Below are 19,821 nucleotides of genomic sequence, written 5' to 3'. Positions count from 1 at the left end.
TATTAGTTTTGAAGAGTAGTAGGTTAATTACATAGCTTTACTAAATTGTTTTTTTGTATTTTACTAAACCGATTTATGAAAAGGTATATTTTTTTATTATTTACTAAACCGGTTTAGTAAAAAGTTTTTCAACTTAGAAGGAAACGAAAGAAGGAGGTATTAAGATGCCACCAAGTTTTAGTGTTTTTACGATAGGGGATGCTTTGATTACCTTTAATCCGACTCAAACAGGACCGATGCGGTATGTTCCCCAATTTGATCGTAAAGTGGGAGGGGCTGAACTTAATTTCGCCATTGGTTGTGCTCGTCTCGGTTTGCATTCAAAGTGGATGAGCCGTTTAGGGAAGGATGAGTTTGGACGATACATTTATAATTTCGTACGTGGTGAAGGTGTGGATACGAAAGATGTTGATTTCGTTGAGGGATATCCAACATCTTTGAATTTTAAAGAAATTCGGGAGGATGGTTCTGGAAAGACGTTCTATTACCGCTATCAATCTCCAATTTTAACATTAACACCGAATGATATCACAGAGGAGATGTTAGAAGGGATCAATCTGGTACATATTACAGGGGTTTTTTTAGCGATTGATCCTAAAAATTTAGCGATTGCCAAACGCGTTTTAGAGATAGCAAAACAAAAAAACATAACGGTTTCCATGGATCCAAATATTCGCTTAAAGTTATGGGCTATTGAGGATGCAAGAAAAGCATATTTTGAACTCTTTCCATATGTTGATATTTTGTTGACTGGTCTAGATGAGCTCCAACTGATTCTAGATGCGTCATTAGAAGAAGATTTTATGGAATTGGCTAAACGCTATAACATTGATCAGCTTGTGATAAAAGATGGTGCTAACGGATCAAGGGTTTATTATCGTGGAATTTGGTTTGAAAAGGAAGCGTTTTCTGTTAAGCCCATAGATACGGTTGGAGCTGGTGATGGTTTTGATGCGGGATATATATATGGATTTTTACATGGTTTGGAGATGGAAGAACGATTAGAATTTGCAAATGGAGTTGGAGCCTTAGTAACAACGGTTTCTGGTGATAATGAGGGACTGCCATATTTAGATGAAGTTTGGGCATTTGTTCGTCAGGAAGCCGTTATTGAGAGATAAGTTCACAATTAACTTTAGCAATGACTAAAGTAAGGAGATGGAAAACATGACGACTATAACGGTAAAAGCAGAGGAGACCAAACGGCAAGTTATTCAGAAATTATTGATAGCAGGGGTAAATCACCAACATGCTGAGAAAATTGCCGACGTATTAGTTCATGCTGATTTAAGAAATGTGAATTCCCACGGTGTCTTGCGGACAGAACATTATATCAATCGTTTGAAAGCGGGTGGGATTAACCCTGCAGCAAACATTACTTTTCAAGCGACTGGACCTGTAACAGGGGTGGTAGATGGCGATGACGGCTTTGGGCATGTGGTTGCAGATATTGCGATGGATCATGCGATTGAAATGGCGAAGTCCAATGGTGTTGGAATGGTAACGGCAATGAACAGCAGTCATTGCGGGGCTTTAAGCTATTTTGTTCAAAAGGCAGCTGAGGAAAAATTAATTGGAATTGCAATGACACATACGGATAAAATTGTGGTTCCTTTCGGAGGAAAAGAGCAATTTCTCGGGACCAACCCGATTGCTTACGGGGTTCCAGCCAAGAGGAAGAAACCATTTATCCTCGATATGGCAACATCGAACGTAGCTTTAGGAAAAATCCTTCAAGCACGCGAAGAAGGAAAAGAAATTCCGGCAGGCTGGGCTGTAGATGAAAATGGAGCTACTGTAACCGATCCAAACAAAGTGGTTTCCCTTACCCCATTCGGAGGACCGAAAGGGTATGGCTTGGCTGTGATAGTAGATATTTTCTCCGGACTATTAGCAGGTGCAGCATTCGGTCCACATATTGGGAAAATGTATGATGATCTTGATAAGAAAAGAAAACTTGGACATTACTTCTGTGTGATAAATCCGGCTTTCTTTACGGATCCAGATGTCTTTTTAGAACAAATGGATCAGATGATGGAAGAACTGCAGCAAGTACCGCCTGCACCGGGATTTGAACGAGTTTATGTTCCTGGAGAAATTGAACAATTGCATGAGAAACGAAATCTGGAGCAAGGGATTACGATTGCTTCAAGCGTATATGAATTTTTAACAGAGAAGGTGCAGTAAATGAAAGCGGTTCAAGTTAGAAAAGCGCATGAACTTATTATTAATGAAATCGAAAAACCTCAGATTGAGAATGGAACAGATGTTTTAGTGAAAGTAAAAAGAGTAGGGATTTGCGGTTCGGATATGCATATCTATCATGGAACAAATCCCCTTGCTACTTTGCCGCGAGTGATTGGACATGAGGTTGCCGGAGAAGTCGAAGCGGTTGGACCACAAGTAAAAGGAATAAAAATTGGTGATCATGTGGTAGTGGAACCAATCCGGTATTGTGGCGAATGTTATGCATGTAGAAAAGGCCGTCCAAATGTTTGCGAAAATTTATCCGTATTTGGTGTTCACGAGGATGGCGGCATGAGAGAATGGTTCGTTTTACCAGAAAAACAGCTTCATGTGGTAGACCCATCTTTACCTTGGGAGGAGATTGTTCTTGCTGAACCTTATACAATCGGTGCTCAAGCTACATGGAGAGGTCAAGTAGAAGAAGGAGATACAGTCCTTATTCAAGGTGCGGGTCCAATTGGAATTTGCGTTCTAAAGATAGCTAAGTTGATGGGGGCTACTGTCATGATTACCGATTTGAGTGAGGAAAGACTGGCTTTTGCAAAGGAAAACGGAGCAGATGTAACTGTAAATGCTGGACGTGAAGATGTTCGTCAGCGCGTACAGGAATGGACAAATGGCAAAGGAACAAATGTGGTTATTGATGCTGTTTGTTTGCCAATGACATTCGAATTGGGGATTGATGTTGTTTCTCCTGCCGGACGGGTGGTAGTTCTTGGCTTTGATGAAAGAAAAGCAGCTATTTCACAGCTTCCAATTACGAAAGGAGAAGTAACGATTGTAGGTTCAAGATTACAAACTTACCAGTTTCCTAAAGTGGTGACGTTTTTAAATGAAGGAAAGCTTCGTCATAACGGGCTCGTCACTCATACTTACAAACTAGAGGATGTTCAAGAAGCGTTTGATTTTATCGAAGAGCATCCAGAACAAGTTCGCAAAGCCCTTATTGAATTCGAGTAAGGAGGTATATCCAATGAATAAACAATCTATCACACAACAACTAGTAGAGAAGAAAGTAGTAGCGGTTATTCGCGGTAAATCTGGCGAAGAAGCGGGCCTATTGTCAAAAGCGGCAATTGAAGGCGGTATTCAAGTAATTGAATTAACTTATACTACTCCGCAAATTGAGGAGGCTTTTAAGGCACTTCAACATACTGATGCATTGATTGGAGCAGGATCTGTATTAGATGCCGAAACAGCAAGACATGCAATTTTAAATGGCGCTAAATTTATTGTCAGCCCTTATTTTAATGATGGAGTTGCGACCCTTTGCAACCGTTATGGTATCCCATACATGCCGGGCTGTATGACGATTCGGGAAATGGGAATGGCATTAGAGGCTGGTTGTAATGTCCTTAAGTTATTCCCTGCTAATCATTTCGAGCCTTCCTTTATAAAGTCGGTTAATGGGCCATTACCAAATGTACGAATTATGCCAACAGGCGGAATTAACTTAGACAATATAAAAAATTGGCTTGATGCAGGAGCTGTTGCAGTTGGAATTGGCAGTGATTTAAATAAAGCCTATCAAAACGGCGGGTATGAAGCGGTTGTGGAATTAAGCAGAAATTATATTCAAAAAAGTGAAGAAAAAGTGGGGGTGTCATGATGAATATTACATTCAGATGGTATGGCAGGGAAAATGATACCGTTACATTAGAACAAATAAAACAAATACCTGGTGTTAAAGGAATTGTTTGGGCATTACATCAAAAACCAGCCGGAGATGTATGGGAAAAAGCAGAGATTAAAGAAGAAATCGAGTATATCCAGTCATATGGATTTCATACCGATGTCGTAGAAAGTGTCAATGTCCATGAATCTATAAAACTAGGCAATGAAAACCGCATGAAATATATTGAAAATTACAAGGAAACAATTCGTAATCTAGCGGAATTTGGCGTTAAAGTTATTTGCTATAATTTCATGCCAGTATTTGATTGGACACGCACAGAAATGTTTCATCCTTTAAAAGATGGGTCAACTGCATTGTTCTATGAAAAGGCAAAGGTAGATCAAATTGATCCGCAAGAACTTATTCAAACAGTGGCGAAATCATCTGACTTAACATTACCAGGATGGGAACCTGAAAGACTTGAACGTATTTCAGAGCTCTTTGAAGCGTATAAAAACGTGAATGAAGAACAGTTATGGGAGAACTTAGCCTTTTTCCTTCATGAGATTTTACCGGTAGCAGAGGCTTGCGGAATTAAAATGGCGATTCACCCGGATGATCCACCGTGGTCTATTTTTGGATTACCACGGATTATCACAGGGAAGGCAAGCTTTGAAAAATTAATCCAAATTTCTGATTCGCCTTCGAACGGTTTTACTTTATGTACCGGTTCTATGGGTGCCAACCCTGAAAACAACATGGTGGAAGTTGCAAAAGAATATGCTAATCGCTCGCCATTTGCTCATATACGCAATGTAAAAATCTATGAAAATGGGGATTTCGAAGAGACTTCCCATTATACACAAGATGGTTCTATTGATGTAAAAGGGGTAGTCGAGGCACTGCATAATCAAGATTATAAGGGCTATGTCAGACCTGACCATGGCCGCCATATCTGGGGAGAGGTATGCCGCCCAGGTTATGGACTATATGACCGTGCTTTAGGAATTATGTATTTACTAGGTTTATGGGATGCATATGAGGAAAAAAAGGTGGGGAATGAATCATGATTCCACTTCATCCAAATTTAAAAGATAGAATAGCAGTTATCACTGGGGGCAGCGGAGTTCTATGCTCTAAAATGGCGATTGAATTAGCTCGCCAAGGGGTGAAAATCGCTATTTTAAATAGAACTGCCGAAAGTGGAAAACAAGTGGTCAATCAGATTAGAGAGTCTGGCGGAACGGCTATTTCCCTTGTAGCAGATGTATTGGATCGGGCTTCCTTAGAAACAGCAAGAAATAGAATTGTAATGGAGTTTGGTGGAGTAGACATCTTGATTAATGGTGCAGGTGGCAACCACCCTGATGCTATAACAGGACCTGAAACGTATGGTGAAGTAATGGAAGGAAAGTCCTTCTTTGACTTAGATGAACAGGGATTTTCCACAGTATTCTCCAGCAACTTTACTGGAACATTTTTAGTAAGCCAAGTGTTTGGAAAATTACTATTACAAGCAAAAGCACCTGTTATCTTAAATTTTTCATCGATGAGCTCTTACGCACCGATGACGAAGGTTCCCGCTTATAGTGCTGCAAAAGCTTCTATTAATAATTTTACGATGTGGATGGCAGTTCACTTTGCAGAGGCTGGCTTACGGGTCAACGCGGTTGCACCAGGGTTCTTTTTAACCAAGCAGAACCGTGATCTACTGCTAAACGAGGACGGAAGCTACACCTCACGTTCTCAAAAAATTATTACGGGAACGCCAATGAAACGATTTGGACAACCGGACGACCTGCTTGGCACCATGCTTTGGTTACTTGACGAATCCTATTCAGGATTTGTGACAGGTGTAACGGTACCTGTTGATGGGGGATTTATGGCTTATTCAGGGGTATAGAAGCCTCTGAATACATCCACTTCAGTGGAGAAATTTTTAGGTTAGATTAAGGGGGGATTATATGGCGAAGATTCAACATGTCGATGAAAGGGTCTACAGTGGTGATATCAGCAAAAAAAGTTGGGTTCCCAAAGCACACCCTATATCCTGGTTAATGCTTCTTGTAACAACATTAGCAATGTTACTTTGTTCTATTGACCGGCAAATACTTCCGACTGTTCTACCGGATATAATGAAAGATTACAAGTTAAATTCAGTAGAAGCAGGGTTTTTGAATTCCTTAAACTTTGTTGGTTCTTTTATTGGAGCTATTCTTGTCGGAGTCCTAGCCGATAGTTTAGGAGGAGGCTATAGGCGTGCATGGTCTTGGATGGGAACATGTATAATCACAGCAGTAGCTGGAATCGCAACCTTCTTCTCAAGAGGAATCGGTGGGTTACAATTTTGGAGATTTATTATGGGATTTGGAACAGGCGCAATGGAGCCTGTTAACGTAGCTCTTGTAAGCGATTTCTGGCATAAGGAAAACAGAGGATTTGCAATTGGTACACATCATACTGGTCTTCCAATTGGCCAATTTGTTGGCCCTGTACTAATTGGAGCGATTTTAGCAGTAGGTACTTGGAGAACAACATTTCTTTGGATTCCAATTATCGGCATCATTATTATGTTATTGCAGGTTTTCGTTGGCACAAAAAAGAATGAACAACGTGTTTATAATTGGATTAATCAAAGGAATCTTACCTTACCTCGTGATACCAATATAACAGTTACAAAAAATCCGTTTAAAAATGCATTTGAAGCTATTAAAAACAGAAATGTCATGTTAGGTATGTCTATTAACTTTTTGTTCTTATGGACAGAGATGGGAGCAGCGACCTTCTTGACATTGCAGCTTACTTCCAATGTTGGTCTTTCTTTAGCGCACGCAGCAGTAATATCTGGTTCTTCAGGTATTACAGGATGGATTGGCCAGATTGTATGGGGGACAGTAAGTGATCATTTAGGAAGGAAATTTTCTTTAAGCATTTTAGCCGTTGGTTCAGCGGTGAGTGTTCTAGGCTGTATTTTTATTCATAGTGCAACATTTGCATGGGTTATTCTTATTATATGGGGAATTTTCCGTAATTCACCTTATCCAGTTGTATTTTCACTTGCTGTTGATTCTTCTAAGAAATCAGCTGGAGCAGGATTAGGTATCCTAATAGGTGTTAGTTTAGGTCTTTCAGGGGCTTTAGTAACCCCAGTTGCAGGATACTTTATCGAACATTTTGGGTGGACATGGAACTATATTATGCTTTCAGCTTTTAGTTTTTTAGCGTTAATTCCTATTTATTTAATTCGAGAAACAGCTGGGGAAAAAGCTTCAATGAAAGCGGAATAAGTAGAAAAGGAGAGACCGGGAATGTCTGAAGAATTGGAACTAATTGCTGATGTACAATCACTAATAGGTGAAGGACCAAGCTGGGATGCAAAAAATAATTGTCTATATTGGGTTGATATAGTAGGAAGAAAGATTTATACCTTTTATCCTGATACAAATAACATTACACAAATGGATACGGAAAAATATGTTGGCTGTGTGGTTCCAAAAGAAGATGGTGGAATTGTTGTAGCAATGCAGGATGGTTTTTACTCCAAAGAGAATGGTAATGATGAATTTACCTTACTTGCTGGACCACCTAACTATGATCCGTTCACATTTCGTTTTAATGATGGAAAATGTGATAAAAACGGTAGATTTTGGGCGGGGACTACATCCTTCTTTGAAGAAAGTACACAAGCCAAATTATATTGCCTTGATAATAATCTTTCCGTAAGAGAAGCACTGGGGAATATCATTGTTTCTAATGGACTAGGATGGAGCCCCGATAATAAAGTAATGTATTATATCGATTCTCCTAAAAGAGAAATTTATGCCTTTGATTATGATTTGAAATCCGGGAGTATTAGCAACCAGCGAGTAGTTATAGATTTTCATAGTCAAAATGCAAATCCCGATGGTATGACAGTCGATGAAGAAGGTATGCTGTGGATTGCTCATTGGGGTGGACATGAAGTGTCTAGATGGGATCCAGCAAAAGGGGTGAAAATTGATAGTATTCCAGTCCCAGTATCCAAGGTAACTTCATGTGTATTTGGGGGAAAAGAGTTGAATGAATTATATATTACAACTGCAAGAATTGGAATGGATGAGCTTCAGTTAAAAGAAGAACCTTTGGCAGGGGCATTATTTAAAATAAAGTTGAATGTAAAGGGAGTTCCTACCTATCGTTTCCGTGGATAATGTTTCACATTGCACTCTTTTAAATAAATTGTAAAGCGGTTCCAATTATAATAAAATAATCTTTAACCAAAAGAGGGGCCGGTTTATAGAAACATTATCTAACGGTTTACGAAAAAGGAATGAACGAATTGATGAAGAAAATAACCATTGCAGATGTGGCCAAACATGCCAATGTATCCAAAAGTACTGTTTCGCAATACTTGAATGAACGATTTGAATATATGAGTGAGAAAACACGAAAAAAAATTAAAGATACTATTGAAGAGTTAAACTATCAACCTAACATATTAGCAAGGAGCTTAAAGCAAAAATCTACTTTTACTATTGGAGTGGTCGTGGCAAACAACGTTCACACGTTTACCACAAATGTCATCCGTGCTATAGAAGGATATTTTTACCAAGAAGGGTTTCATATTATTGTGTGTAATGCGGACGATGAGCCACAAAAGGAAAAGAATTATATTGAAATGCTAAGAGCAAAACAAGTGGACGGGATTATTATTTTTCCGACAGGGGATAATCTCGATTTATATCAGCAAATGATCCAAGACCGTTTTCCAATCGTTTTTATGGATAGGACTATTACTGATCTTGATATTACAACCGTTTTACTTGATAACCATCTGGCTGCGAAGCTGGCTGTTGATCACTTTGTGGAAAAGGGGTATCGGAATATCGCGATTGTTACGACTTCTATTATTCGAAATATCAGTCCGCGTATCGAACGTATTCAAGGATACAGGGAAGCTCTACAGTCACATGGAATTGCTGTTAAAAATGAATATATTAAAACAGCACCTGCAGAAGAAATTTCTACCGCATTATCGGAGTTATTCTCATTAGAAACACCTCCTGAAGCGGTATTAGCTGGGAATGATAGAGTTCTTAACGAAGTATTGAGATTTATAAAAAGCCGTGATTTCAAAATTCCGGATGATGTTGCCGTAATTGGGATTGATGAAGTGCCGTATGCAGATTTTTATACCCCAACCATTACTACTGTGAAACAGCCAACAGATGAAATGGCTCACTTGGCTGCCGAGCAGCTGCTTGCCCAGATTAAACAGGAAGAGGATCGTAAGCCGGGAGTTCATCGGTTGAAACCGACATTAATCCCAAGGTTTTCCTGTTAAAGGATTTGATCTTTTATTCTCATCAACTAAATCGGTTTACTTTCGTTTCTGAAAGATTTTAAATATTAACTATATTTATGTAATAAAATGGAAACGCTTTCTGTGTTCGAGGATAATAAAATATTCATTTCAGGAGGAGTATAGATGTTTTCAAAAGGAAGAGGAGTTGTCATTCTATTCTTGTTTTTAGCAGGTGTGGTGAATTATTTAGACCGTTCTGCCTTATCGATAGGTGCTCCATTTATTAGGCATGATTTAACATTAACGGATACACAAATGGGAATCATTTTTAGTAGTTTCTCAGTTGGATATGCGATATTTAATTTTGTAGGTGGAATGGCATCTGATAAATTTGGTGCAAAGTTAACGCTATTTGTGGCAATGATTGTATGGTCCCTTTTTAGTGGTGCTATCGTTCTTGCCGTGGGATTTATCAGTATGATTGTCATTCGTGTATTGTTCGGAATGGGCGAAGGTCCTCTTTCTGCAACAATTAATAAAATGGTCAATAACTGGTTCCCGCCAAGCAACCGTGCTTCTGTTGTTGGTTTAACAAACAGTGGAACGCCTCTCGGTGGTGCAATCTCAGGACCAATCGTTGGTTTTATTGCGATTTCATTCGGATGGAGATATTCTTTTCTAGCGATTATGCTCATCGGCTTTATTTGGGCAATTTGCTGGTGGAAGTTTGTAAAAGAAAAACCAGCTGATTCGGTTTCTCCTGAAGCGGAAATTGCTGCTGCAAAAGAAATCAATCCTTCTGGTGAAAAATTCAACTTAACTTTTTACTTGAAACAAAAAACCGTTTTATTTACAGCCTTTGCTTTCTTTGCTTACAACTATATATTATTCTTTTTCTTAACTTGGTTTCCAAGTTATTTAGTGGATGCCCGCGGATTAAGTGTTAAGGACATGAGTGTAGTAACCGTAATTCCATGGATTCTTGGATTTTTAGGTCTTGCATTAGGTGGAATTGTATCCGATTTCTTCTATAAAAAGTTTATAAAAAAAGGACCTTTATTCTCCAGAAAGCTTGTTCTTGTTACATGCCTTTTCCTATCAGCGGTTTGTATAGGCTTTGCCGGTGTTGTAACCACAACAGTTGGTGCCGTAACGTTGGTAGCACTCTCAGTGTTTTTCCTATATTTAACAGGAGCCATTTACTGGGCAATCATTAACGATGTTGTTGATCAAAGCAATGTAGGATCTGTAGGCGGGTTCATGCACTTTTTAGCGAATATCGCTGGAATAATTGGACCAACCCTAACAGGATACATTGTCGACAAATCAGGTACTTATACGGCCGCATTCATTCTTGCTGGTGCCTTAGCAGTAGTTGCTTGTATAGCGGTTATTCGATTCGTACGTCCAATTATGAAAGTGGCATAATTTAGTCAATAAAAGACCAGACACACAAAATTTCAACATGTGTTCTGGTCTTTATTATTGTTGATATGTTTACAGTTTACATCGGGTGTTCTAAGTTGGGTAACCGTCGTCGTCACCTCTGAACTATACCTTACGTTTGAAGAAATATACGTTAGTGATGACGTCTGCTAGTGACAATACATGTTTTAGCAGACTCAGAATGCATTAGTTAAATGAAATGCCCTGATTTTAGGGGTTAGCAGCCATATAGTCCATCATTTAGATATATTACATGAAATAACTATTGAAAAAAGGCGAATAGGGTACCAGGTCCCTTTTTCCTCTGAAAGGCAAACGTTTTTTCACAGATAAAAATACTGGTGACCCCAAAAAAGTTTTTAATCGGCTATATAACCATGAAAAAGCAAATACCTTAACCAGGGTCTGATAATCCAGTAACCACAAGCATTTTATTTTTGTATTTTTCGGTAGCTTGCCGGGGTCATGTTCAGATACTTTTTAAAAATGCGATGAAAATGAGACACACTTTCAAAACCACATATTTCGGCAATTTGTGAAACCGTGTAAGAAGTGGATATTAAAAGTTCCTTTGCTTTAATTACTCTTTTTGTATTCAAATACTCAATTAAACCGATTCCGACCTTTTGCTTGAATACTCTGCTAAAGTGGGAAGTGCTTACTAAAGATTTATTGGCCAATTCAGTCAAGGATAGAGATTCATCTAAATGACTATTTATATAAGCTAAGATGTCGATAATCCAGTCGGAATGATATACTTTATTGTTTTCTTTCGTTTTTATACGAATGCGGTATAAATCAAGAATAATCTGGTGCATCATCATTAAGCATGCATGTTTAAACCCTGGTTCCGCGTGCATCCTTTCTTGATGAATGGCAAATAGTTGTTTTTCCATTTTTAGCTGTGCGTCTGATGGTAAGGAAATTTGATAATGATTAAACTTCTTTGTTTCCTCGAATAAATGGACATATGAAAAAAACTCATCTACTAGATTGTTATAAAGCAGGGTGGGGCTAAAGAAGATAATCGTGGATGTTACGGGATTATCCTTATCCGGCATTGCCCTGTGAATCGTATTGTTTGGAATGAGAAATACTTCTCCTTGCTGCATATGGTAAAATTCATCCCCGATAAAAAAAGTCCCCTTGCCGCTGTAAACATATACAATTTCATAATAATCGTGAACATGATTGGATAATTCCCGTTGTGGGCTTTTTTTGTCTTTATAAATAAAGGAAAATGGAAAAAGCGCATCTTGATTGGATACCTTTTGAATGTTTTTCATCTGTTGATCACCTAGTAATTATTATATCAAAAATGAGCACAATCACCACAAAATATGCGATTTGTATTTCATTTCTTGATGATAAAATAAATCATGAATGAAAGGGCTTTCTTATTAATGTTATAGAAACGGAGGGGTCGAATATGAACAAAATCGTCCAATTACATGTTAATGATGATGTAGTTATTTGCTTACAGGATATATATAAAGGGGAGAATCTCGAGATTCCTGGAGTGAAAAATATAGAGGTCAAAGATGATATTCCGAAAGGGCATAAGATTTTAGTGAAGCCTATAAAATCCGGAGAAGATGTTTTAAAGTTTGGGTATTCCATTGGAAAAGCCAAAAGAGATTTAACCGTTGGGGAATGGGTTCATACTCATAATTTAGAATCAGGATTAAAGGGAATTTTAGAGTATTCCTATCAGCCTGTTAATCATGAGGTTTCCACTGAAAATGTCCAACATACTTTTCAAGGATATATCAGGGAGAATGGAGAAGCAGGAATCCGAAATGAGATATGGATTATTAATACAGTTGGATGTATTAATAAGACTTGCGAGATCCTAGCTAAAATGGGAAATGAACAATTTAATGGCCGCAATATTGACGGGATTTATCATTTTCCGCACCCATACGGATGTTCTCAATTAGGGGATGACCTTTCCAATACGCAAAAACTTTTGGCAGCCTTAGCCCAGCATCCAAATGCTGCGGGTGTACTAATAGTAGGATTAGGATGTGAAAATAACCAAATTGAGGCATTTAAAGAGGTAATCGGTGATTTTTCTCCTAATCGAATAAAGTTTTTAAAGGCGCAGGACGTGGAAGATGAATTAGAAAGTGGGCTATGTTTACTAGAAGAATTAGTAGAGTATGCGGAACAATTTGAGCGTCAGCCTGTCCCAGTATCGAAATTGAAAGTTGGACTTAAATGCGGCGGATCGGACGGATTTTCTGGTGTTACGGCAAATCCATTGGTAGGTGCTGTGTCTGATCTAATTGTATCAGAAGGCGGAACAACAATTTTAACAGAGGTTCCAGAAATGTTTGGAGCTGAAACAATCTTGATGAATCGAGCGCAGGATGAAGAAACTTTTCTTAAAATTGTTCAATTAATCAATAATTTTAAGGAATATTTTATGCGTCACAATCAAGAAATCTATGAAAATCCATCCCCGGGAAATAAAGCGGGGGGCATCAGCACGCTAGAGGAAAAATCACTTGGTTGCACACAAAAAGGTGGGCATGCACCTGTGGTAGATGTTAGTCCTTATGGAGAAAGAGTAAAAAGAAACGGGCTAAATTTGGTGAATGCTCCTGGAAACGACTTAGTCTCCGTAACAGCCCTTGCCGCAGCTGGTGCCCATATTGTGTTATTTACCACTGGAAGAGGAACTCCATTTGGAGGACCAGTTCCTACGGTCAAAATAGCAACGAACTCAGACTTGGTAAAACGCAAAAAACATTGGATTGACTATAATGCCGGTCAGCTATTAGAAGGTCAAACAATGGATGACTTGAAGGATGATTTATACCAATACATCCTTGCCCTTGCTTCCGGAGAAAAACAAACCAATAACGAACGCTTCGGATTCAAAGAAATTAGCATTTTCAAAGAAGGTGTAATCTTGTAACGGAGGGACAGGTCCCTTTTTCCAGATCATTAAATACCCGGAACTTTACGGTTCAGCATAAGGAGTGTAATTATTATGAAAGCAATTGTGTGTGAAAATCCTAAACAATTTAAAATGATAGAGGTTGAACAGCCTGTACTTCAAGAAGGAGAAGCGCTTATTCGGGTTCAGCGTATTGGTATTTGCGGAACCGATATTCACGCATATAGCGGCAATCAGCCTTTTTTCACCTATCCACGTATACTAGGACATGAATTATCGGGATATATTGACTCGATTCCAAAAAATGACTCGGGATTAAAGGCAGGTGACCAAGTAGCGATCATTCCATACATCGAGTGCGGGGAATGTATTGCCTGTAAGAGCGGAAAACCTAATTGCTGTACGAATATAAAAGTAAAAGGCGTACATATTGATGGTGGAATGAGTGAGTGGATGACGGTTCCAGTCGATCATTTAGTAAAAACGGAGGGATTGACATTGGACCAATCGGCGATGATTGAACCTTTGAGCATCGGTGCTCACGCAGTTAGAAGAGCTGCTATTCGAAAAGGAGAATTTGCGCTGGTAATTGGTGCTGGTCCGATCGGGTTAGGAGTTATGGCATTTGCAAAGAAACAAGGAGCAAAAGTAATTGCTATGGATGTAAATGACGAACGGCTCGCATTTGCACGAGAGTGGGCACATATTGATGGAACAGTTAATGCATTAGAGGAACCTTTAAAAAAACTTGCCGAGCTGACGAATGGAGACATGCCAACGGTAGTATTTGATGCAACTGGTAACGCAAAGTCTATGACCGATGCTTTTAACTATTCTGCTCACGGTGGAAAATTAATTTTTGTCGGATTAGTAAAAACTGATATTTCTTTCCATGATCCTGATTTCCATGCAAAAGAGCTGACTTTAATGGGAAGCCGCAATGCTACACGAGAGGACTTCAGGTATGTGGTAAATGCAATAAACGAAGGATTAGTAGATCTAAGTAAGTATATTACTCATCGCGCCAAGTTTGATGAGATGATGGAGCTATTCGAAGGATGGTTGGATCCCGAAGCAAAAGTGATAAAGGCAATTGTGGAACTTTAAGATTAAAAGTTTATAAGGAAAGGTTATTATACGATGAACAATATTCACTCGCCATCAAACCTTCTTCAGTATAAGAGGGAGAATGTAATAACAGAATATAGTGGACAGGATTATCCAGTAAAAGTATTGCAGATTGGAGAAGGAAATTTTCTGCGCGGTTTCTTCGATTGGATGATACATGAATGTAATAAACAAGGGAATTTCCAGGGTAGTATTGTTGTAACTCAGCCAAGGTCGTCCGGGAAAGCTATGATAGAGAAATTAGCGCAGCAAGATGGGCTATATACCTTACTCATACGCGGATTGCAAAATGGGGAAAAAATAGAACATAAAGAGATTATTTCTGTTTTTTCAAGAGTTTTAAATCCATATGAAGAATGGCAGGCATTTTTGGAAATTGCATGCAGCCCAACGTTGGAATTTATTGTATCTAATACGACAGAAGCTGGTCTTTCTTATCAGGCATACACTTGGAAAGAGGGGGAACCAATAGCATCCTTTCCGGGAAAACTTACCGCCTTTTTATATAAGCGTTATACGCATTTTAATGGGGATCAGACAAAAGGACTCGTGATTCTCCCATGTGAGCTATTGGATAGAAACGGTGATCTTTTAAAGCAGTATGTTTTGCAACATAGTAAAGATTGGCGGTTGCCATCTGACTTTATGGACTGGGTAGAACGCGATAATCTGTTTTTAAATTCCCTTGTGGACAGGATTGTTACAGGTTATCCTAAAAAGGAATCGGAAAGCTTGTTTGTTGAGTGGGGATATAAAGATTTATTGTTGAATACTGCTGAACCGTATCACTTCTGGGCAATTGAAGGTGATCCGGAGTTGGACCAGAAGCTTCCGTTGAAAAAATCTGGTTTAAATATAGAGTGGGTGCAAGACTTAACTCCATACCAAGTAAGGAAGGTCCGAATATTAAATGGATCCCATACTTTCATCGCTCCGCTTGGAATTTTATACGGGATTGATACAGTGGGGGAATGGATGTGTCAAGTTGAAACACATCGATTCCTTCGTGAAACGGTGGAGCAGGAGATTATTCCTTCACTGGAATTTGATCGTAAAGAAATGATGAATTATGCGGAAAATGTGTTTGAGAGATTTATGAACCCATTTGTTCAACACCGTCTTGAGGATATCTCATTAAATAGTATCTCAAAATTTAAGGTTCGTTTGCTTCCTACCATTGAAGCTTTTTATGAAAAGAATCATGGACTTCCTGATAATGTAGTACGTGCATTTGCAGCACTGATTCGCTTTTATCAAATAGAAAAAGTGAAACAAAATTATGTAGGGAAACGATTTAATGGGGAGCCTTATTTTGTACAAGAGCATGAACAAACACTGTCTTTTATTTGTGAACAATGGTCTTTATATAAGAAGAAAGAGTTATCTCTTCAAAATCTCATAGAGCAATTTTTGGGAAATCAGCTATTTTGGGGTAAGGATTTAAATCAAATCGAAGGACTTTCAAGTAGTATATATAATCATTTGAAAGAAATGATTTAAAAGTAGGACAGTTCTGCTGCTTTATAAGTAGTAGAACCGTCCTTTTTTTATAAAGATGGGAATCAGGGTCGGGTCCCTCATCCCACTGGGATGAGGGACCTGACCCTGATTCCCTAAAACATGATTTTAAAAAATTGTTGCATGATATGTATTGGTTAATTATAATACAAGATATAACAAATAAAAACGCTTTCAAAAGGGATGGAGGTGAAATTTGTGAAAGTGGCAGGGATGAATATTACGTTTAAGCATTATCCGTTTTCGTATTTTTTAGATAGTATGGAACAGCTTGGTATCAGTAGTTTTGAATTGTGGGCAGGGGAACCGCATTTATATGTTTATCGAAATGCCTTGGAAAGCATAAGGAGAATTAAAAAGGAAGTGAAATCGAGAAACATGGAAATTGTATGTTTCACTCCTGAACAATGTATTTATCCTTATAACATTGCTGCTTCAGATTCTCATTGGAGAAAAAGGAGCGTTGATTATTTTTTGGATAATATGTACGCTGCCCTGGAGTTAGAAACAAGTATGATGCTGATCACTTCCGGAATAGGAGACTTTTATCTTCCACACGAGGAATCTTGGAAATATGCATGTGATTCTATTTATCAATTATCAAAGATTGCTGAAAAAGAAGGAATGACTCTTGCATTGGAACCATTAACACGATTTGAGTCTAATCTAGTAATCGATAAACTAGGGGTAAAAAGAATGATAGAAGAAATTCAGTCATCTTCTTTAAAGGGAATGATCGACACGGTAGCAATGCAATTGGCAGGTGAAACTCCGGAGGATTATTTTTATATTCTACCAGAATTATGTCATTTTCATTTAATAGACGGTGATGGTGAGTCAGATGCCCATTTGGGTCTAGATGATGGAATTTTACCGTGGAGGGATTATTTAAAGAATCTTCAAGATCATCAATATAAAGGATACTGTACCTTAGAAATTATGGGGTCAAGTTATTATCAAGATCCACAACAAGTAATCCGGAAATCTTACGAGAAAATAAAAGAATTCGGAGTCATATAATCTAAACGTGGAGGAACTCTTATGGGGAATAGTACACTTACACGAAAACTCGGTTTTTGGTCAGCTTTAGCAATCGCAGTTGGTACTACAATAGGCTCAGGTATATTCGTTTCATCTGGTGATGTTGCAAAGGCAGCGGGAACGCCATCCGTCTCTATTTTAGCTTGGATAATAGGAGGACTTATTGCTATTCCGCAAGTAATGGTACTAGCGGAATTATCCACTGCTTACCCTGAAAATGGAAGCGGTTACGTTTATCTGAATAAAGCGGGATGGAGACCACTAGCTTTTTTATATGGGTGGGCTACGTTTTGGGCATTAGATCCACCATCTATTTCTATTATGGCACTTGCTATCGTCTCTTATTTGTCTAGCTTTTTTCCTTTCTTTTCAGGGATAGCTGGAAAGTTATTGGGTGTCGCTATTATTCTAGTTATTACTTCTATTCATTATCGAAGTGTAAAGGAAGGGGGACTTTTCCAGATTATTATTACTGCCGTTAAAATCATTCCCTTTCTTATAGTCATTGTTTTGGGATTTATGTATATGAAAGCAGGAAACTTTTCCTATACTCCAGCACATGGTGGTGCTGTCAAAACGAGTTTAATTGGAGGTGTTTCCGCCACTACTTGGGCCTATACGGGCATGGCAGCCATTTGTTTTATGGCAGGGGAGTTTAAAAATCCTGGGAAAAATCTCCCGCGTGCACTGATTAGTTCTGTCTTTATAGTCATGGGATTATATACTCTATTAGCAGTTTGTGTAATCGGTCTTATGCCTTTTGATAAGTTGATTCATTCACAAGCTGCAGTATCAGATGCCGTTAAATTTATCCCTGGTCTATCCCATATTGCATCCTCTTTCGTAGGAATAACAGCCATAATTGTAATATTGGGATCATTGAGCTCTTGTATTATGTTTCAGCCAAGGTTGGAATATGCCATGGCAAAGGATGGTCTATTTTTCCAACGTTTTGGAAAGGTGCATCCTAAATACGAAACACCAAGCTTTTCGATTATTGTACAAGTTACCTATGCATGTATCCTTGTCTTTTCTAGTAGCTTAACAGCATTGCTTGGATACTTTACGCTTATTCAATTGGTAATTAATATCTTGGACTTTGTCGCTGTATATAAGTGCCGCAAAAGGGATGATTATCAACCAATTTATCGTATGCCAGTTTGGAGAATTACCACTATATTGGCCATCCTTGGAGCTTCATGGCTAGCATGGGGAACGTTCACTTGGGCACCTTGGCAAGGAATGCTAGCAGCATTTATAGTAATTGCCACTGGCCTCCCAGTCTACTTTTACTGGCAGAAGAAATATGGGAAAAAGGGTCAGGTCCCTCGTCCCACTGACTTTTCGGTATAAAAAACATTTGTAAAATATGTAACACCTTGTTATAATACAAGACATAACAAATAAATAGGGTTTGAGGGTCAGGTCCCTCATCCCAAGCTTTGAAGAGAAGTAGATCTGCGTAAAACTAAAACTAAAAATGAAAATAAACTGGAACGAGGGACCTGACCCTCTTTCCCAGTTCCGGGATGAGGAGAGAGTCCTTACGTCCTACAAGGAGGAGACACTTATGCTAAAATTTGATGAGGAATTATTTCTTAGGTTAGTAGAAAAAGAGGGACTTCAGTTTAGAGGTCAAATTGAAGAAATAGTGGATACTATTTCTAATAAGGGATACAGCAATATCTTTCTTATCGGTGCAGGTGGAACGATTGCAATGATGTATCCTTATGAATACATATTAAAATCTAATTCTACCATTGATGTTCATGCAGAAATTGCAGCTGAATTTTTGGTCATGAATCATAAACACTTTACTAAAGACTCTGTTTGTATTTTTGCTTCTGTTTCGGGGACAACGAAAGAAACACTAGAGGCGGCAGCCTATTGTAAGGAAAAGGGAGCTACGACCATTGCACTTGTTGCAGAACCAGATACTCCATTAACAAAGATGGTTGACTATTGCATCACTACTGGTTCTGAAAAGCATTCCTTTGATACATTCTTTATGCTACTTTATATGTTTGTATTTCGTTTCATGTACAACCGTAATGAATTTCCTCAATATGACCAATTTACGAAGGAAGTTTCGTTATTGCCAAGAGCGATCTTAAACGCAGTGAAAGCATTTGATAAAAAAGCTGAAGAATTTGCTATTAAACATAAAAATACGGATTATCATATGTTAGTAGGATCTGGTAATCTATGGGGCAACACGTATTCCTATGCAATGTGCATATTAGAAGAAATGCAATGGATCCATGCAAAATCCATTCATGCTGCCGAATTCTTCCATGGCACGCTTGAAATGGTTGTAGAGGACACAAGTGTGGTTTTATTAAAAGGGGAAGATGAAACAAGGCCTCTTATGGATCGTGTTGAAAGATTTGCGGAAAAAATCACGAAACAGCTGACGATTATTGATACGAAAGACTTTGCGATGGAAGGAATCAGCGAGGAATTTAGAAAACACTTTTCAGTCAGCATTAACTGGGCGGTTCTTAGCAGAATCAGTGTATACCTTGAAAGAGAAAGAAATCATTCATTAGACCTTCGCAGATATTATAGAAAAATGGAATATTGATTGATTGGATGAGCACTACTTTGGTAGTGCTTGTTTCCGTAAAATTATCATAA

The 19,821-nt window shown here is 38.5% G+C and carries 17 protein-coding genes; 16 read left to right on the top strand and 1 reads right to left on the bottom strand.

The genetic code is table 11. The features are described 5' to 3' along the window. Nucleotides 1-164 precede the first annotated feature (164 nt). The 10 genes from CWO92_RS04875 to CWO92_RS04830 all read left to right on the top strand — a co-directional run bounded on the left by CWO92_RS04875 (nt 165) and on the right by CWO92_RS04830 (nt 10,574). Entirely contained in the window at nt 165-1,121 is a 957-nt protein-coding gene (locus tag CWO92_RS04875) for a sugar kinase (RefSeq protein ID WP_101353069.1), read from the top strand. 46 nt (nt 1,122-1,167) lie between these two features. Beyond that, nucleotides 1,168-2,187, top strand: coding sequence for an ureidoglycolate dehydrogenase (gene allD / locus CWO92_RS04870; RefSeq protein ID WP_101353068.1), 1,020 nt, complete (start codon nt 1,168-1,170; stop codon nt 2,185-2,187). Beyond that, entirely contained in the window at nt 2,188-3,207 is a 1,020-nt protein-coding gene (locus CWO92_RS04865) for a zinc-binding alcohol dehydrogenase family protein (protein ID WP_101353067.1), read from the top strand. A 13-nt stretch (nt 3,208-3,220) separates the two neighbouring features. Then, nucleotides 3,221-3,856, top strand: coding sequence for a bifunctional 2-keto-4-hydroxyglutarate aldolase/2-keto-3-deoxy-6-phosphogluconate aldolase (locus tag CWO92_RS04860; protein ID WP_101353066.1), 636 nt, complete (start codon nt 3,221-3,223; stop codon nt 3,854-3,856). Beyond that, complete coding sequence (gene uxuA / locus CWO92_RS04855; protein WP_101353065.1) at nt 3,856-4,932, top strand: mannonate dehydratase; 1,077 nt, start codon at nt 3,856-3,858, stop codon at nt 4,930-4,932. Before CWO92_RS04860 ends, uxuA begins: the two co-directional genes overlap by 1 nt. After that, on the top strand, nt 4,929-5,765 hold the full coding sequence (locus CWO92_RS04850) for an SDR family oxidoreductase (RefSeq protein ID WP_101353064.1): 837 nt from the start codon (nt 4,929-4,931) through the stop codon (nt 5,763-5,765). Before uxuA ends, CWO92_RS04850 begins: the two co-directional genes overlap by 4 nt. A 61-nt stretch (nt 5,766-5,826) precedes the next feature. Further along, complete coding sequence (locus CWO92_RS04845) at nt 5,827-7,149, top strand: MFS transporter (RefSeq protein ID WP_207767782.1); 1,323 nt, start codon at nt 5,827-5,829, stop codon at nt 7,147-7,149. Between the two features lie 21 nt (nt 7,150-7,170). After that, a complete protein-coding gene (locus CWO92_RS04840; RefSeq protein WP_101353063.1) occupies nt 7,171-8,052 on the top strand; it encodes an SMP-30/gluconolactonase/LRE family protein in 882 nt (293 codons plus the stop codon). Between the two features lie 131 nt (nt 8,053-8,183). After that, nucleotides 8,184-9,185, top strand: a complete 1,002-nt coding sequence (locus tag CWO92_RS04835) for a LacI family DNA-binding transcriptional regulator (protein ID WP_101353062.1) — start codon at nt 8,184-8,186, stop codon at nt 9,183-9,185. Nucleotides 9,186-9,329: 144 nt separating this feature from the next. Beyond that, nucleotides 9,330-10,574: an MFS transporter gene (locus CWO92_RS04830; protein ID WP_101353061.1), complete on the top strand. Its 1,245-nt coding sequence runs from the start codon at nt 9,330-9,332 to the stop codon at nt 10,572-10,574. 449 nt (nt 10,575-11,023) lie between these two features. On the opposite strand, the gene CWO92_RS04825 is transcribed toward CWO92_RS04830, so the two are convergent. Continuing rightward, nucleotides 11,024-11,878, bottom strand: coding sequence for an AraC family transcriptional regulator (locus tag CWO92_RS04825; protein WP_101353060.1), 855 nt, complete (start codon nt 11,876-11,878; stop codon nt 11,024-11,026). Between the two features lie 143 nt (nt 11,879-12,021). Between CWO92_RS04825 and CWO92_RS04820 the strand changes: the two genes are divergently transcribed. From CWO92_RS04820 to CWO92_RS04795, 6 genes are all read left to right on the top strand, one after another. Beyond that, the gene (locus CWO92_RS04820) at nt 12,022-13,515 is read left to right on the top strand and encodes a UxaA family hydrolase (protein WP_101353059.1); all 1,494 of its coding nucleotides are present in this window, start codon (nt 12,022-12,024) and stop codon (nt 13,513-13,515) included. Between the two features lie 75 nt (nt 13,516-13,590). After that, nucleotides 13,591-14,604: a zinc-binding alcohol dehydrogenase family protein gene (locus CWO92_RS04815; RefSeq protein WP_101353058.1), complete on the top strand. Its 1,014-nt coding sequence runs from the start codon at nt 13,591-13,593 to the stop codon at nt 14,602-14,604. Nucleotides 14,605-14,637: 33 nt separating this feature from the next. Then, nucleotides 14,638-16,125 carry a tagaturonate reductase gene (locus CWO92_RS04810; protein ID WP_101353057.1) on the top strand — a complete coding sequence of 496 codons (1,488 nt, stop codon included), beginning with the start codon at nt 14,638-14,640 and terminating at the stop codon, nt 16,123-16,125. Between the two features lie 216 nt (nt 16,126-16,341). Beyond that, entirely contained in the window at nt 16,342-17,163 is an 822-nt protein-coding gene (locus CWO92_RS04805) for a TIM barrel protein (protein ID WP_101353056.1), read from the top strand. A 21-nt stretch (nt 17,164-17,184) separates the two neighbouring features. After that, nucleotides 17,185-18,537, top strand: coding sequence for an amino acid permease (locus tag CWO92_RS04800; RefSeq protein WP_101353055.1), 1,353 nt, complete (start codon nt 17,185-17,187; stop codon nt 18,535-18,537). Nucleotides 18,538-18,754: 217 nt separating this feature from the next. Next, nucleotides 18,755-19,768: an SIS domain-containing protein gene (locus tag CWO92_RS04795; RefSeq protein ID WP_101353054.1), complete on the top strand. Its 1,014-nt coding sequence runs from the start codon at nt 18,755-18,757 to the stop codon at nt 19,766-19,768. Nucleotides 19,769-19,821 lie beyond the last annotated feature (53 nt).

Source organism: Heyndrickxia camelliae (assembly GCF_002844575.1).
Classification (GTDB): Bacteria; Bacillota; Bacilli; order Bacillales; family Bacillaceae_C; genus Margalitia; species Margalitia camelliae.
This window is presented reverse-complemented; position numbering and strand designations above follow the sequence as displayed.